Source organism: Nocardiopsis sp. NPDC006139, assembly GCF_040614155.1.
Classification (GTDB): Bacteria; Actinomycetota; Actinomycetes; order Streptosporangiales; family Streptosporangiaceae; genus Nocardiopsis; species Nocardiopsis changdeensis.
Genome location: NZ_JBEXTT010000013.1, coordinates 104,464 through 120,480 on the forward strand (window position 1 = coordinate 104,464; position 16,017 = coordinate 120,480).

The window sequence follows — 16,017 nt, forward strand, 5'->3', positions numbered from 1 at the left end:
GGTACCGGCGCCCGCCGTATCCGAGGCCTTGAGGGGGGCCGAGGAGCCGCGGCGGGCGCGTCCACAGGCCGGAGGTGGGTCCGGGACCTCGGGGGAGTCCGGACCGTCCGCGCATCGGCGGCGTCCCGGTACGGTCTCTCCGGGACGCCGCCCCGGCACCCTTCCGGGGCCCTCAGTCCTCGGTGCGGGCCGAGGCCGTGTCCTTCTGCCCGTCGGCGTCCTTCTGCCCGTCGGCGTCCTCGGCGGCCGGGGCGCACTGCAGGCAGTCCATCCGGAACACCTCCTCGCCGTCGACGGTGCCCACGAACGTGCCCGGCAGACCGTCGTCGCCCGCCGGGCGGGCGATCAGCGCCTCCCGGGACAGCTCGCCCTCGAACCACACCGGGGCGCCCTCCTCGGTGGTGCCGGTGCAGTGCACGACGGTGGTGCCGCCGGCCTCGGCGTCGGCCTCCCGGGAGGGGGAGGCGTCGGCGGGCGGGGTCGTGCCGCACTCCAGGGCGCCTTCCAGCGGGTGCCCCTCGCGGGCGAAGGCGCGCTCGGCCCCCGGGCGCAGCACCGTCACCGACAGGGCCTCGGCGGTCCGCCGCAGCTCCACCGCGGCGGGGTCGGTCTCCGCCGCGGGCGAGCACGAGACGACGGCCCAGGCCGCGCCCGCCAGCAGGACCGCCAGCGGCGCGCGGGACCCGGTCGAGCGGACTCCCATGGCTTCCCCTTCCTCCGGTCGGCCCGCCTCCGCGGCGGGCCCGCCCCCACGGTCGCCGAGGGGCGCCCGGCCGCACCGTTCCGACACGGTCACCGAGAGTGAAATATCGTCCAAGATCCGGTCATCGCCGTGCGAGTCGCCGGATCCGGGCGGGTACCCCTCAGAGACGATGCGGACTGATCGGGCGAAAGGGGAAAGCGTGATGAACAGCACGAATCCCTTGCCCGGCGGGGGTCGCGGCGGTGCACTGGGTTACACTCGCTGCATTTACCGAACCGTGTTCGCGCACGGCTCACCCGACCCGACCGTCGCATCGGCGTCGCCCCCGGCCCGGCCGCCACGGACGACCCGTGTGAACCGCAGGCCCGTCGAGGGCGTCGAAACCAGGACCAACGATGATCCCGGCGGCGCCGCACCGGCCCGCCCGACCGTCCTTCCCAACGGAGGTGGATCGTGTCCACTGACCCCCGAGAGCAACAGCCCGATCGCCAGGGCTCGCGCATCGACCCGCACATCGGCCGCTACGCGCGCCGAGCCCAGGGCATGGTCGCATCGGAGGTCCGGGCACTCTTCGCCGTCGCATCGCGCCCCGAGGTCGTCTCCCTCGCCGGCGGCATGCCCAACGTCGCGGCGCTCCCCCTGGAGCCGCTGGGCGAGCTGGTCAAGGACGTCGTCGCCGAGGAGGGCGCGGCCGCGCTCCAGTACGGCTCCGCCCAGGGCGACCCCGTCCTGCGCGAGCAGCTGTGCGAGTACATGAAACTCGAGGGCATCCACGCCGCCCCCGACGACGTCATCGTCACCGTCGGCTCCCAGCAGGCCCTGGACCTCATCACCCGGGTCTTCGTCGACCCCGGCGACGTCGTGCTCACCGAGGCGCCCACCTACGTCACCGCCATCAACACCTTCACCGCGTTCCAGGCCGACATCCGGCACGTGGGCATGGACGAGCAGGGCGTGGTACCCGAGGAGCTGGAGGAGGCGCTGGTCCGCGCCGAGCTCGACGGGCGGCCGGTCAAGTTCTTCTACACGATCCCCAACTTCCAGAACCCGGCCGGGATCACCATGAGCGCCGCGCGGCGCACCGCCGTCGTCGAGGCCTGTCGCCGCCACGGCGTGCTCATCATCGAGGACAACCCCTACGGCCTGCTGCGCTACGACGGAGAGCCGCAGCCCACCCTGTACTCCCAGGGCGAGGGCAACGTCGTCTACCTCGGGTCGCTGTCCAAGACCCTGTCGCCCGGCCTGCGCATCGGCTGGGCCCTGGCCCCGGCCGCGGTCCGCGCCAAACTGGTCCTGGCCGCCGAGTCGGCGATGCTCAGCCACTCCACCTTCAACCAGCTGGTGGTGCGCCGCTACTTCCGCAAGTTCCCGTGGAAGGAGCAGATCAAGGCGTTCAACGGCATGTACAGCGAGCGCCGCGACGCCATGCTCTCCGCGCTGACCGCGATGATGCCCCAGGGCTGCACCTGGACGCGCCCCGAGGGCGGCTTCTTCGTCTGGGCGACCCTGCCGGAGGGCATCGACGCCAAGGCCATGCTGCCCCGCGCCGTCACCGAACGCGTCGCGTACGTGCCCGGCACCGGGTTCTACGCCGACGGCCGCGGCCGCCAGAGCATGCGGCTGAGCTTCTGCTACCCCACCCCGGAGCAGATCCGCGAGGGCGTCCGGCGCCTGGTCGGAGCCATCGAGGGCGAGCTGGACCTGCGTGATACGTTCGGCAGCACCCTCGCCCCGCCCACCCAGGGCGACCAGGCCCCCGCCCCCGACACGCCCTGACCCCGAGGGGCACCGAGCACCATGACAGCACAGAAGGAGGTCCGCGCCGTGGCCGACCTTGACCGCGTTCTCGTTCTCGCCGGGGGCCTGTCCCCCGAACACGAGGTGAGCGTCCACTCCGGACGCAGCGTCGCCGAGGCGCTGCGCCGACTGGACGTGGAGGTCCAGGTCGCCGACGTCGACGCCACCCTGCTGGACCGGCTCACCGCGGACCCGCCCCAGGTGGTCTTCCCCGTCCTGCACGGGTCCGCGGGCGAGGACGGCACCATCCGCGAGGTCCTCGACCTGGTCGGCGTCCCCTACGTGGGGGCCTCACCCGCCGCCTGCCGCCTGGCCTACGCCAAGCCCACCGCCAAGGCGCTCATGGCCGCCCGCGGCGTGCGGGTGCCGCGCGGCGTCGTCCTGCCCAAGTCCGCCTTCCACGACCTGGGCGCCCCGGCGCTGCTGGCCAGGCTCGCCGACCGGCTGGGCTCGCCGCTGTTCGTCAAGCCCGACCGGGGCGGATCGGCGTTCGGCGCCACCCCCGTCACCGGCGTGCAGGACCTGTCGGCCGCCCTGGTGTCGTGCTTCGCCTACAGCGACTCGGCCCTGGTCGAGGAGCAGGTGCAGGGCACGGAGCTGGCCGTGGGCGTGCTCGACACCGGCGACGGGCCCACCGCCCTGCCGCCGGTGGAGATCGTGCCCGACGGCGGGGTGTACGACTACGCCGCCCGCTACACCGCCGGCCGCACCGAGTTCTTCTGCCCGGCCCGGCTGCCGGAGGAGGTCCTGGCGGCGGCCCGCGAGGTGGCGCTGACCGCGCACCGCGCGCTGGGGCTGCGGGACCTGTCCCGCACCGACCTCATCGTCACCGACGGGGGCGAGGTCATCTTCCTGGAGGCCAACGTCGCCCCCGGGCTGACCGAGACCTCCACCTTCCCGATGGCCGCGGCCGCCGCCGGGCTGGACTTCGCGGTCCTGTGCCGCGAGCTGGCCCACCAGGCGCTGCTGCGCGGCTGACCCGGACAGGGGGAGAGGGGCCCGCCGACCGGCGGGCCCCTCTCCGTGTTCCGCGCGCCCGGCTCAGCGGGCCGGGGCCAGCTCCTCCGGGACGGCCACCACGTCCACCAGCGCGCCCTTGCGCAGCACGGTGATGGGCATGCGCGAGCCGATCGCCGTGCCCAGCATCAGCCGCTGCAGTCCCTGGCCGTCCTGGACCGGGTGGCCGGCGGCGTGCAGGACCACGTCGCCCAGGTGGATCCCGGCGACCCCGGCGGGGCTGCCCGGCACCACCTCCACCACGCGCAGGCCGCGTGTGCGGCCGGTGCGCCCGGCGATCTCCGGCGGCAGCGGGGCCGGGACCCCGGCCACCCCCAGCCAGGCGCGCCGCACCCGGCCCCGGGAGACCAGGTCGGCGATGATGCCGCGGGTGGTGGAGTTGATCGGCACCGCCAGGCCCAGCCCGTACCCGGCGACGGCGGTGTTGACGCCCACCACCCGGCCCCGGGAGTCGGCCAGCGCGCCCCCGGAGTTGCCCGGGTTGAGGGCGGCGTCGGTCTGGATGACGTCGTCGATGAGCCGCACGTGCCGCCCCTCCCGGGCGGGCAGCGACCGGCCCAGTCCGGAGACGATCCCGGCGGTGACCGATCCCGACAGCCCGAACGGGTTGCCGACGGCCACCACCAGGCGGCCCACGGTCAGGGTGTCGGCGTCCCCCAGGCTCACGGGCGGGGCGAGGTCGCGCTCGGTGCGCAGCACCGCCAGGTCCGAGAGGGGGTCGGCGCCGACCACGGCGAACGCGGCCTCGGAGCCGTCGCCGAACGCGGCCCGGCCCCGGTCGGCGCCGTCGACGACGTGTGCGCTGGTGAGCAGGAGCCCGTCGGGCGTGAAGACCACGCCCGATCCGGAGCCGGAGCCGCGGGGGCCGCGCAGGGTCAGGGCGGCGACGCTGGGCAGGACCGTCTCGGCGACGGCCGTGACGGTGGAACTGTAGGAGTCGAGGATTTCCTGGTCCGGTGTCTGCGCTGTGTTCTTCTCAGCGTCCATGTGCACCCCAACACCGGCCGGCCCCCGCTGATGCCGGGAAGCCCTTGCGCCCAGGGCGAACGCGCGGGCCGGCGGGCCGCCACGCCACGGCGGCCCACCGGCCCGGTCGGACCCGTGTCACCGGCCCGACGCCCCGATGACACCACGCCCCGCCGGTGCCGGGCAAGGGGGGGCCGGGTCCGGGATCAGCCCCTTCCCGTGTAGGGCATGGCGGTGGGCAGCACGGTGAGCGAGTGGACGTTCGCCCCCGGCGGCATCGCCGCCATCAGCAGCAGGGCATCGGTGAACCGCTCCACCGGGATCACCGGCTCCACGGCCATGGAGCCGTCGGCCTGCATCGCCGCGGGCTGCGGCCCCCCGTCCGCGGGGGCGACGTTGCCGACGTCGATCTGCCCGCAGGCGATGCCGTGGGCCCGCCCGTCCAGCGCCAGGGACCGGGTGATGCCCAGGACCGCGTGCTTGGCCGCGGTGTAGGCGATCGCGTGCGGCCGGGGCACGTGGGCGGAGGGCGCGCCGTTGTTGATGATCCGGCCGCCGGGCGGGGACTGGTCGCGCATCACCCGGAACGCCTCCCGCGAGCACAGGAAGGTCCCGGTGACGACGGTGTCCAGGACCGTGTGCCAGTCGGCGAGGTCGACCTCGGGCACGGGGACCCGCGGGACGGCCGCGCCCGCGTTGTTGAACAGCAGGTCCACCCGGCCCAGCTCCCGGACCGCGGCGGCGAACAGCTCCCGGACCGCCTCGGGGTCGCGGATGTCGGTGGGCACGGCCAGGGCGTTCCCGGCGTCGCTCCCGGCCAGCCGCAGGGTCTCCTTCAGGGCCTCCTCGCGGCGGCCCGCCACGACCACCCGCCACCCGTCCCCCAGCAGGGCGAGGGCGGCGGCCCGCCCCAGGCCGCTGCCGCCCCCCGTGACGACGCAGACGCCGCGCCCCGTGCCGCTCACAGCTCCTCCGCGCTCATCCAGGCGCGCAGGATCCGCCGGGCGCGGGGCCCGGGCTCGTCGGTGTAGGCGGTGCGCGCGTGCAGGACCCGGCTGTTGCGGAGCAGCAGCAGGTCGCCCGCCTCCATGCCGAGGGTGAAGGCGACCTCGGGGCGGTACAGCACGCCGTCCAGGGTCTCCAGGGCCTCCCACTGGCGGTCGGTCAGCGGGGGACCGCCCCGCTCCGGGGAGGTGCGCACGGTGCGCGGCTGGTAGTAGCAGTTCGACGTCCCGTCCGGCCCGGTGAAGAGGATGGGGGTGACCACCACCTGCTCCCCGGCCCGGCCGGTGCGGTCGAACGTCCAGTCGCCCTCCAGCTCGGCCAGGGCGCCGGGGTACTCGCGGCGGATGATGTCGCGCGCGGTGCGGGCGCTGGCCAGCCGGGTCCGACCGCCGCCGTCGGCGGCCGGCTGAAGACACAGCAGCACCAGGACGTCGCAGGTGTCGCAGTGGAACGCCAGCTCCGTGGCACCGTCGCCGTCCTGGTCGCGCAGGACCCGCGTCAGGGCCCCCTCCGCGTTCTGGGGGATGACCTCGCCCAGGGCGCGGAGCAGGAACAGCAGGCCCGAGGCGAGCTCGGACTCGGGGCGGGAGGCCACCGCCGCGTTGGACACGTGCGCGAACCCGACCGCCCCCAGCCCGCCGGACAGGAAGGAGCGCAGGCGCTCGCGCACCGGTACGGCCCCGTTCCAGTCGCCCTTCGCCGCGTCGGCCCACAGGGCGTCGCGCTCCGCGTCGTCCAGCCGGGTCGTCCACAGGGAGGGCCGGTTCTTCAGGTCGTCGGTGGTCCATCCGAGTTCGAGCGTGCTGCGGTCGGTCAAGGCTCTCTCCTGGGATCGTGGGAAGGAGTGGCGGCTGTTCACTGGGTGACGCTCTCCCGGGGCACGGGCGCCGGGGGGAGGAACCCGGCGTCCGAGGCCCAGGCCAGGGCGGCCGCCCACCAGCGCCGGGTGGGCGGTGCGAAGGCGATGCCGTGCCGTCGCAGGACGGACACCGTGTAGGCGGAGTCCACGGTCACGTTGCGCTCCCCGAGCCGCGACCAGGCCGCCGCCAGGCCGATCTCGGTCGGGTGGAGCCGCTCGGCGCGCTCCAGGGCCGCCGCGAAGGCGGCGTCGTCCCCGAGGGCGACGGGGTGGCCGCACGCGTTGATCCATCGCACCAGGTCATCATGGGCGACGGTGTGCGGGTTCTCCACGTGGTACACGCCGGGGGCGGTGTGGGGGTGCAGTGCCAGGGAGGCGATGGCGGCCGCCACGGTGTCCACGTAGGAGAACGCGAAGGAGTCGCCCGGCCGCCGGGGGGCGGCACCGGACAGGACGTAGCCGCGCACCAGCTGGTACACGCGGTTGTCGGCGATGTTGGCCTGGAACGCCCCGGTGCGGCTGTGCGCGGCGACGTGGCCGCTGCGGTGCACGTGGCAGGGGCGGCCCGAGGCGGCCCAGGAGCGGAGCACCTCCTCGGCGGCGAACTTGGCCCGTTCGTAGGGGGTGCGGAACTCCTGCCCGATCCACAGGTCGGCCTCCCCGAAGGTGCGGGGGCCGCCCGCCGCCGTCCCGGACACCGCGAGCGTGGACAGGTGGTGCAGCCGGGCGCCCGGGGCGTGCCGGTCCATCCAGTCCACCAGCCGCCGCACCGCGGCCGTGTTGGCGTTCTCCAGCTCGGCCGGCGGGGCGACCAGGCGCACGTCGGCCGCCGCGTGGACGACGGCGTGCGCCCGGCCGGCCCGGCGCACGGCCGCCTCGTCCATCCCCAGCCCCTCGCGGGTGATGTCCCCGCGCACGGCCTCGACCGCGCCGGTGCCGCCGCCGACCCGGCGCACGGCCTCGGCGTCGGTGGAGGCGCGTACCAGGCAGGTGACCCGGGCGCCCCGCTCCAGGAGCTCGGTGAGCAGGTGGCCGCCGATGTACCCGGTGGCGCCGGTGAGCAGGACCCTTACGGGTTCGCGGGACACCCGGGCCCGGGGCTCGGGGGGCGCCCCGGCCAGCAGCGGCTGGCCGGAGGTGGAGGCCGGGGCCCGCACCGCCGCGGGGGGCTCCGCCCCGGCGGCCGCGGCGACCTCCGCGCCGAAGCGGGCGACGATCCCCCCGGCCTCGGAATCGGCGACCCGGGGGTGGGCGTACACCAGGTCGGCGACCAGGCGGCCGTCCACCACCCGCGCGGTCAGGCGCAGGTCCTGGAGGGTGTCGCCGTCGTCGCACCGCGCCACGCCCGCCTGCTCGGGGGCCGCGGACCAGCGCAGGGACGGCTCCCGCGGCGGCCGGAAGGCGCCCAGGAAGTTGAAGCCGGTGGCGGGCCGCTCGCCGGGCGCGTCCAGGGGGATCTCGGGGGCGGCCGCCAGGGCGCGCTCCACGTCCCGGGGCGAGGCCGTGCCGGGCAGCCGTACCCGCCGCACCGCGGTGAACCAGCCGACGGTGTCGAGGAAGGGGTCGCCCGCCGCGGTCGTGTCCCGGCCGTGCGTCTCCACCTCCACGTCGGTCCCGCCGGGTCCGCAGCGGTGCCGCAGGGCCCGGGCGAAGGCGCCGAGCAGGAGGGCCTCCAGTCGGCGGCCGCCCGCCCGGGACAGCGCGGCGGTGGCGTCCGGGGGCAGGGACCAGACCAGGGCCCGGGGCCGGGCGCCGTCGCGCGGGGCCGGGGCGGGGGCGGGCCGGGGGCCGGCCTGCGGGGCCCGCGCGGCCCAGCGGTAGAAGTCCCCGGCCGGTGCGGTGTCCGGGGTCCCGTCCAGGGCGCGGCGGTAGGCGTGGGCCAGGTCGTCCAGAAGGATGCGCCAGGACACCCCGTCCACGACCAGGTGGTGGGCGATCACCGCCAGGCGGTCGTCCGAGCCGGGGCCGCCCCGGAAGAGGTGGACCCGCAGCAGGCGCCCGGAGCCGGGGTCCAGGGAGCGGTGGAGCTCGGTGCAGACCCCGTGGATCGCGGCGGGCGCGTCCGCGGGGTCGTCCGGCAGCGGGGAGAAGCCCACCGCCCCGGGGCCGTCGGCGGCCCGGGGCGCGCCCGGCCCGGCCGGGCCGATGGGGCGGCGCAGAGCCTCGTGCCGGTGCAGGACGGCCTGCACGGCGGCGGTGAGCGCCTCGGGGACGACCCGGCGCCCGCAGCGCAGCAGGACGGACTGGTTCCAGTGCCGCGGGTCGCTCAGGGGGGTCCCCAGCAGCCAGCGCTGGGCCGGGGCCGCCGCGCCGCCGGCCGCCGGGTCCGGTTCCCCCCGCCCCGCCCCGGGGGCGGCCGGGGCCTCCCCGGGACGGGACGCCCGCGCCAACCCCGCGGGGGTCGGGTGCCGGTAGAAGTCCTCGAACCGGGCCCGCCGCCCCAGCCTGCGCAGCAGGGAGACCGTGCGCATCGCCAGGATGGAGTCACCGCCCAGGGCCAGCACGTCGGCGTCCGGGGCCATGGCGGGGACGCCCAGGGCCGCGGCCCACAGCCGGGCGATCGCGTCGGCGGTCCCGGGCCCCTCCGGCTCCGGCGCCTCCGGCGCCCGCGGCCCGGCCTCCCGGGCCCGGGAGCCGAGCACGCGGTCGATCTCCGCGGCGATCCGGTCCCGGTCGAGCTTGCCGTTGGGGGTGGTGGGCAGTTCGGGCAGGGCCACCAGCGGGGCCGGGACCGCGTGGTCGGGCAGCCGCTCGCGCAGGAGGGCGCGCACGGCCTCCGGGTCCCCGCCCGGGGACAGCCGCACCGCGGCGGCCAGCCGCGGGCCGTCGGGGGTGGTGCGGACCACCACCGCGCAGCGGGCCACCCCCGCGCACGCCTCGGCGACCCGTTCGACCCCGTCCGGGTCGACCCGGAAGCCGCGCACCTTCACCTGCCGGTCGGTGCGGCCGACGAAGACCAGGTTCCCGTCCGGGCGGCGGCGGCACACGTCGCCGGTGCGGTACACGCGCCCGCCGTCGATCCGGACGAAGCGCTCGGCCGTCTCCCGGGGCAGGCCCAGGTAGCCCGCGGCCACCCCGCTCCCCCCGATGAGGAGCTCCCCCTCGCCGGTCCCCGCGACGGTGTCCCCGGCGGGTCCGACCAGGCGCAGCACGGCGTCCCCGATGGGGGTGCCGATGGGCACGGTGGCCTCGTCGGCCGGCAGCCCGGCGGCCTCCCGGGCGGTGAAGCAGGTGGCGCCGACGGTGGTCTCGGTGGGGCCGTAGTGGTTGACCACGCGGTGCGCGACCCCCCGCTCCAGCAGGTCGGCGGCCAGGGCGCGGGGCAGGGCCTCACCGCCCAGGATCAGGGTGTCCAGGGGCGGGGCGTCGGCGGGGCGCCCCTCCAGCAGGACGGCGAGGTGGGAGGGGGTCGTCTTGAGCCAGCGCGTCCCGTGGCGGGCCAGGCACGGCCAGAAGGCCCGGGGGTCGCGGGCGAGGCCGTCGGGGACGACGTGGACCGAGCCCCCGGTCGCCAGGGCCAGGAGCCAGGCGGTGTGGCCGAGGTCGGCGGCCAGGGTGGTGACGTGGGCCAGGCGCGGTGCGTCGGCGCGGGTCAGGCCCAGCCGCCGCCGCAGGGCGCGGGCGTAGTGGACCGCGTTGGCGTGGGTGACGGCCACGGGTTTGGGCTCGCCGCTGGAACCCGAGGTGAAGGACAGGTAGGCGGTGTCGCGGGGGGTGGCGGCGGGCCGGGCCGCCGGGACCGGTCCGGATCCGGCCCGGAAGGGGTCCAGGACCTCGACTCTGCGCTCGCCGGGTATCCCGGCCCCCTCCTCGGCGGCCAGCGCGTACCGGACCCCCGCCGCGTCCAGGCGGCGGGCCAGGTCGGCGCCGCTCCAGCCCGGGTCGACCAGCACCGCCGCGGCGCCCGCCCACAAGGTCCCGTGCAGCAGGGCCGGGAGCCGGGCGTCGCGGGGTCCCGCCAGGGCGACCCGGTCGCCCCGGCGCACCCCCATCCGCTCCAGGGCCGCCGCGGTGCGCAGGGCCGCCGCACGGAGCCCGCGGTGGTCGAGCGAGCGGTCGCCGTCGGTCAGGGCCGGGCGTTCGGGGTGGCGGCGGGCGGCCAGGTCGAGGAGGTCGGGCAGGGCGGGGGCGGGGCGGTGGGGCGCGGTCATGTTCTCCGTTCCGCGGTCGGTGTCCCCGGGCGGGGCCGGGGCGGGGCGGTGCCGGGCAGGCCGGCGACGAAGGCGGTCAGGCGCGTTCCCGGTCCCAGCCGTCCGGCCAGTTCCCACGCGAGCATCCGGTGCAGCCCGTCCAGGTGGACGAGGCCGCCGCGGACCCGCAGGTCCGCGTAGTCGTCGTGGTCCACCGGCCGGGTGCTGAGGTACACGGGGGTGAAGGGCGCCCGGGCCAGCAGGTCGAGCTTGGCCGCGCACACCGGGTTGGCCCGGGCCAGCTCCGGGCCTCCCCGGCGCAGGACCTCGGCGGCGCGGGCGACGGTCAGGCCGGTGCGGGGCACCAGTTCCCGGGCCCCGCCCTCGGCCAGGTGCCAGGGCAGGACGACGCCCAGGGCCTCCCGGGCGGTCAGCCGGACCCGGGACCAGGTGCCGAGCATCCGCTCGGCGCGCTCCAGGTTCTCCTCGCCGTCCCCGTTCGAGTTGGCCTCGTGCGGCCGGTCCCGCGGGTGGTCGCCGCGGTAGGCGGCCAGGACCTCGTCGAAGCGGACCTCTCCGAGCCGCTCCACGGGGCCTCAGCCCGCGCTGTACTCGGTGAAGTGGCGCTCGGCGAACAGTTCCGGCCACCGGTCGCCGCCCAGTTCGAGCCGGCGGGCCCGGCGCAGCATGTCGCGCCAGTGGGGCTTGGCGGGCCGCCACCTCCCCCCGACCTGGCAGTAGGAGGCGTCGATGAAGTAGCGGTCGCGGCCCGCGCCTCGGTGCGGCACGGCCCGGCGCGCGTGGAACAGGGCGGAGTCGAGCAGCACCGTCGAGCCGGGGGGCAGGTCGGCGATGACGGTCTCGCCCGGCAGGACGGCGGTCCCCAGGTGGGCGCGCGCGGTCTTGCCGGCGCGCTCGCGGTGCGAGCCGGGCAGCACCGCCAGGTGCCCCATGGTGGCGTCCAGGCCCGCGGGGTAGTGCAGGGCGTGGACCATCAGCAGGTCCGCGCGGTCCCCGTCGTGCGGCTCGCGGTCGTGGTGCCAGGGCTTGCCCTCGGTGTCGGGGCCGTGCCGGGCGCTGTGCAGGTGGTGGTGGACGAAGGGGCCGCCCATGAGCGCGGCGATCCTCTCCAGCAGGGGCGTGAAGGTGAGGAGCTCCGCGTGGGCGGGCATCTCCAGTTCCACGAGCGGGGGCGGACCGTGCCGGTCCGGGGCCAGGGAGGAGGCGATCGAGCGTTCTCGGAGCCCGCGGTCGACCCAGTGGTCCACCTCGGGCAGCAGGCGCCGACACAGGTCGTCGGGCAGCAGGCCGGGGAGGACGAGGTGGCCGGATGCGGCGAAGCGTTCTCTGAGGTCGTCCGCGTTCTCGTCGCGCACGGAAGGGGGGAGGGTCAAGGTACCACCCGGATTCGCACATCGGTTTTCAGGGGTGCCGGAATTGTTCATCGCGGGGACGCCGGCCGATGTTCTTCGGGCGGTGTTTCCCGTGGAAAACAACGGGGGGTTTCCGGAGGGGGTGAGTTCCGCTTATTCCCGGAATCAATTTTCCATCGGCCCGGAGTCGTGTCAAGGCTCTCCGATGAATCGGCTTGTGACCTCGGGTTATTCCTCGAATACTTCTTGGATTCCGAAAACGTGCAGGTCAGGGCGTTTTTCTGGGGTGAATTCAGGTGTGGGAAAGACGTGTGTGGCCGATGTGGCGCAAGGGGTCGAAGAATTCACGGGTCCCCGAAAATTCCCTCAGGTGCCGGTGTTCTCCCGGATTGCGAAGAACGCCGCCGGGGCGGGGGAGATCCCGTCCCGGCGGCGTTCTTCCTGTTCGGTACGACCGTTATCGCCCGTTCGTCCGTTCCCGCAGGGCGCGTTCGACGGTGTCCTGAAGGGCGGCCCGCAGCAGGGCGGCCTTGTAGCGGGTGCCCGGCAGCGGGGTGGTGCGGGCGGCGACCGCGTCCAGCGCCGCCGCCACCCGCGGGCCGGGCGCCGCGCCCGTCGCCGCCCCGGCCAGGGCCTCCTCCACCTCCGGCAGCCTCAGCGGTACCCGGGCCACCGCCCCGACGGCCACCGCTGCCCGTTCCACCGTCCCGTCCGGGCCCGGCAGCAGCCGGACCACGGCCTCCACCAGCGGCCACTCCGCCCGGGCGCGCCCGGCCGCGCGCCGGTGCGCGGCCCGCTCGCCGGGTACCGGGGCGGGCAGCAGCACCGCCGTCAGCACCTCGTCGGGGGAGAGCAGGTGGTCGCGGCCGGGGTCCGCGGGTCCGTACAGGTCGGCGAGGGGGAACGTGCGCGTCCCGCCCGGGCCGACGGCCTCCACCGCCGCGTCGTAGGCCAGCAGTGCGACGGCCAGCGACGACGGGTGGGGGGAGGTGCAGCCGCCGCTGTCGAACACCACCCCGTGCAGGTGGTCGCCCTCCCGGGAGGGGCACTCCCGGCCCGGCGCGTGCGCGTCCGGGAACGCCGGGTGGTCCAGGTAGGCGCAGCGGCCGCGTTGGAGCAGGTTGCCGCCCACCGTGGCGGTGCCCCGCACCTGCGGGGTGGCCAGCGCGCCGGCGGTCAGGGCCAGCGCCGGGTACCCGTCGAGCCCGGCCAGGGCGGCGACCGTGGTCAGCGCCCCCACCCGGGTCGCCCCGTCCCCGTCGCGGGCGGTCCCGTGCAGGCCGGCGATACCGGTCAGGTCCACCACCGGGGCGGCCCCGGTCGGCTCCAGGCCCCCGGCGCGGGGGCGGGCCCCCGCGGCCAGGGCGGCCAGCGCCCCGTCCAGGGAGTCGGGTCGGACGACGTTGCTCATCGCATCCCCTCGATCAGTCGGTCCGGGCGCAGCGGCAGCTCCCGGGGACGCCACCCGGTGGCGTCGAAGACGGCGTTGCCCAGGGCGGCGGCCACTCCCACCACGGACACCTCGCCCAGGCCCACCCCGCCGCCGGGGACGTGCTCGAACCCCTCCTGGTGGAAGTGCACCTCGGTCTCGGGCACGTCGCCCATGCCCGGGATGCGGTAGTCCTCCAGGTCGTCGGTGAGGATCGCCCCGGTGCGCGGGTCGTGGCGGCGCTCCTCGAACAGGGCGTAGCCCACGCCCTGCACCACCGCCCCCTCGCACTGGTTGCGGGCGGTGCGCTCAGAGTAGATCCGCCCGGCGGCGATCCCCGCCCAGCAGCGGGTGGGGCGCACCCGCCCCAGCAGGGTGTCGACCTCCACCTCCATGACGTGCACGGCGCCGCTCATGCCCCGGCCGATGGCCAGGTCGCCGGACATCTCGGGGGTCAGCGCCCCCCACCGGTCGCGGCCGCGGCCGCCCACCACGCTCAGGCCCTCGGCGGCGGCCAGCGCCTCCTTGAGCACGTGCTCGTCGATGGGACCCCGGGCGGGGACGCCCGGGTCGAGTTCGCGCAGTGCGGCGCGCAGCCGGTCCGCGGCGTCCGCGGCGGCCGGCCCCATGGAGGGGGTGGTGCGGCTGCCGTAGGAGCCGGTGCCGTGCACCGACGAGGAGTCGCCGATCTCCACGCGCACGCCCCCGGCGGGCAGGCCCAGGCGCTCGGCGACGGTGCCGGCGAGCACCGTGCGGATGCCGGTGCCCAAGTCCTGGGTGGCCGCGCGGGCCACCAGCTCCCCGCCCCGGACGACCAGTTCCACCTGCGCCCGGGGGCCGAACAGGTAGAGCCAGTTGGAGGCGGCCACGCCCACCCCGCGCCGGAAGCGGCCGGTGCGCGGGCCGCGGGGCCGCTCCCGCCACAGCGGGGTGCGCGCGGCGCGCTCGTACAGGGCGCGCCGCTTGGGGTTGCCGTCCCAGCGCAGCCGCAGGGCGAGGGGGTCCTCGTCCAGCCGGCGGGCCATCTCGTCCACGGCCTGCTCCAGCGCCCAGGCCATCGGCGGTCCGCCGGGGCCGCGCATGGGCATGCCGGGCGGGCGGTTGGTGACCACGTCGAAGTCGCGCACCCGGCGGGGCGCGCGCCCGTACATGAGGAAGGCCAGGGTGGCGGTCGTGGAGCCCACGGAGACGCCGCCGTCGCCGTGGGAGTCGACGCTCATCGCGGCCAGGCCGCCGTCCCGGTCGGCCAGCAGCGCCACGCGGGTGCGGGTGCCGGGGCGGTGCCCGGCGTCGGTGAGCTCCTCGGCGCGCGTGAAGGCGACCCGGACCGGGGCCCCGGCCGCCCGGGACAGCTCGACGGCGGCCTGGATGTCGACGGAGATGCCGTTCTTGGCGCCGAAGCCGCCGCCGACGTGTTCGGTCACCACGTGCACCCGGTCCCGGTCCAGCCCCCAGCGGGCGGCGACCCGGTCGGCGAGCCTGCTGACGGACTGGGTGGAGGCGAACAGGCGCAGGCCGTCCCCGCTCCAGTGGGCGACGCACACGTGCGGTTCCAGCGGAGTGTGCACCTGGGTCGCGGTGGTGTACTCCTGTGCCACCAGCAGCGGGTCGCCCGCCTCGGCGGCGGCGCGCAGCCGCCGCACGGCGGTGGGGCCGCGCCAGCTCAGGGTGCCCGGGCCGCGTACGTTCCCGGTCCAGGGCGCCGGGGGAGTGGGGGCCTCGCCGTAGGAGGGGGCGCCGGACCGGTCGGTCCGGGTGGGGTGGACCAGGGGCGCGTCGGGGGCGCGGGCGGCGTCGACCTCGGCCACGGCGGGCCGGGGCTCGTAGTCGACGGTCACGGCGGCGGCCGCGGCCCGGGCCGCCTCGGCGGTGGGCGCGGCGACGGCGGCGATCGGCTGGCCGACGTAGCGGACGGTGCGGTCCGGGGGCAGCAGGTCGACCAGCGGGGTCGCGGGGTCCGCGGCGTGCACCGCGCGGACCCGGGCGTGGGGGAGCGGGGAGCGGACGATGACGCCCTCCCAGGTGCCGGGCGGGGCGTGGTCGCCGCTGTAGCGGGCGCGGCCGGTGACCTTGTCCAGGGCGTCCACGCGCGGCGGGTCCCGGTCGGGCTCGCCGTCGAACTCCCCGGCGCAGGCGGCGGCCACGGCGGCGAAGATGCCCTCGTAGGCGCCGCAGCGGCACAGGTGCCCGGCCAGGGCGTCGGCGATCCGCTCCCGGTCGGGCCGGGTGTCGCCGTGCTCGGCCCGCCAGGCGTCGACGAACACCGACGCCTCGACGACGAACCCGGGCGTGCAGAACCCGCACTGGAGTCCGTCGTGGGCGGCGAAGGCGCGCTGGACGGGGTGGTCGCCGCCCAGGCCCTCCACGGTGGTGACGTCGCGCCCGGCGAGCCGGTCGGCGGGCAGCAGGCAGGAGACGGTGGGGGAGCCGTCGACGAGGACCGTGCAGGCGCCGCAGACGCCGGTGCCGCAGGCGATCTTGGTGCCGGTCAGGCCCAGGCCGTCGCGGATGTGCGCGGCGGCGCTGGTGGAGGGGGAGTCGGGGACGGTGACGGGTGAGCCGTTGACGTGGGCGTCCATAGTGCTCTGTGTGTTCTTCCCGAAGAGGATGTTGTCAATGACAACTTATGGGGGGCGCCCACGGGGTGTCAACGGTGTCTTCGGGCGGGTATCGCCGCGTCCGAGTGTGATCTACTTCGTAAAGGTGGCGGTTCCGGACATTCCGCAGATCACCGACTC

General features: G+C 76.6%; 11 protein-coding genes. 2 read left to right on the forward strand and 9 right to left on the reverse strand.

Features of this window, described 5'->3' with window-relative positions:
• Nucleotides 1–172: 172 nt before the first annotated feature.
• Nucleotides 173–703, reverse strand: coding sequence for a hypothetical protein (locus tag ABZ249_RS18900; RefSeq protein ID WP_355264360.1), 531 nt, complete (start codon nt 701–703; stop codon nt 173–175).
• 543 nt (nt 704–1,246) lie between these two features.
• Between ABZ249_RS18900 and ABZ249_RS18905 the strand changes: the two genes are divergently transcribed.
• Nucleotides 1,247–2,479, forward strand: a complete 1,233-nt coding sequence (locus ABZ249_RS18905) for a PLP-dependent aminotransferase family protein (protein WP_355264621.1) — start codon at nt 1,247–1,249, stop codon at nt 2,477–2,479.
• Between the two features lie 21 nt (nt 2,480–2,500).
• Entirely contained in the window at nt 2,501–3,478 is a 978-nt protein-coding gene (locus ABZ249_RS18910) for a D-alanine--D-alanine ligase (protein ID WP_355264363.1), read from the forward strand.
• A gap of 63 nt (nt 3,479–3,541) precedes the next feature.
• Here ABZ249_RS18910 and ABZ249_RS18915 read toward each other — a convergent pair whose 3' ends face one another.
• From ABZ249_RS18915 to ABZ249_RS18950, 8 genes are all read right to left on the reverse strand, one after another.
• Nucleotides 3,542–4,504, reverse strand: coding sequence for a trypsin-like peptidase domain-containing protein (locus ABZ249_RS18915; RefSeq protein ID WP_355264366.1), 963 nt, complete (start codon nt 4,502–4,504; stop codon nt 3,542–3,544).
• Nucleotides 4,505–4,689: 185 nt separating this feature from the next.
• Nucleotides 4,690–5,448 carry an SDR family NAD(P)-dependent oxidoreductase gene (locus ABZ249_RS18920; RefSeq protein WP_355264369.1) on the reverse strand — a complete coding sequence of 253 codons (759 nt, stop codon included), beginning with the start codon at nt 5,446–5,448 and terminating at the stop codon, nt 4,690–4,692.
• On the reverse strand, nt 5,445–6,305 hold the full coding sequence (locus tag ABZ249_RS18925; RefSeq protein WP_355264372.1) for a TauD/TfdA family dioxygenase: 861 nt from the start codon (nt 6,303–6,305) through the stop codon (nt 5,445–5,447). The genes ABZ249_RS18920 and ABZ249_RS18925 overlap by 4 nt, the downstream gene beginning before the upstream one ends.
• 38 nt (nt 6,306–6,343) lie before the next feature.
• Nucleotides 6,344–10,498 (reverse strand): AMP-binding protein, encoded by a 4,155-nt coding sequence (locus ABZ249_RS18930; protein WP_355264375.1) that lies wholly within the window; start codon nt 10,496–10,498, stop codon nt 6,344–6,346.
• Nucleotides 10,495–11,067 (reverse strand): DUF6309 family protein, encoded by a 573-nt coding sequence (locus tag ABZ249_RS18935; protein ID WP_355264378.1) that lies wholly within the window; start codon nt 11,065–11,067, stop codon nt 10,495–10,497. The genes ABZ249_RS18930 and ABZ249_RS18935 overlap by 4 nt, the downstream gene beginning before the upstream one ends.
• A gap of 6 nt (nt 11,068–11,073) precedes the next feature.
• Nucleotides 11,074–11,871 carry a phytanoyl-CoA dioxygenase gene (locus tag ABZ249_RS18940; protein ID WP_355264381.1) on the reverse strand — a complete coding sequence of 266 codons (798 nt, stop codon included), beginning with the start codon at nt 11,869–11,871 and terminating at the stop codon, nt 11,074–11,076.
• A 436-nt stretch (nt 11,872–12,307) separates the two neighbouring features.
• Nucleotides 12,308–13,261, reverse strand: coding sequence for an FAD binding domain-containing protein (locus ABZ249_RS18945; protein ID WP_355264384.1), 954 nt, complete (start codon nt 13,259–13,261; stop codon nt 12,308–12,310).
• Nucleotides 13,258–15,858, reverse strand: a complete 2,601-nt coding sequence (locus ABZ249_RS18950) for a molybdopterin-dependent oxidoreductase (protein WP_355264387.1) — start codon at nt 15,856–15,858, stop codon at nt 13,258–13,260. Before ABZ249_RS18950 ends, ABZ249_RS18945 begins: the two co-directional genes overlap by 4 nt.
• Between the last annotated feature and the right edge of the window lie 159 nt (nt 15,859–16,017).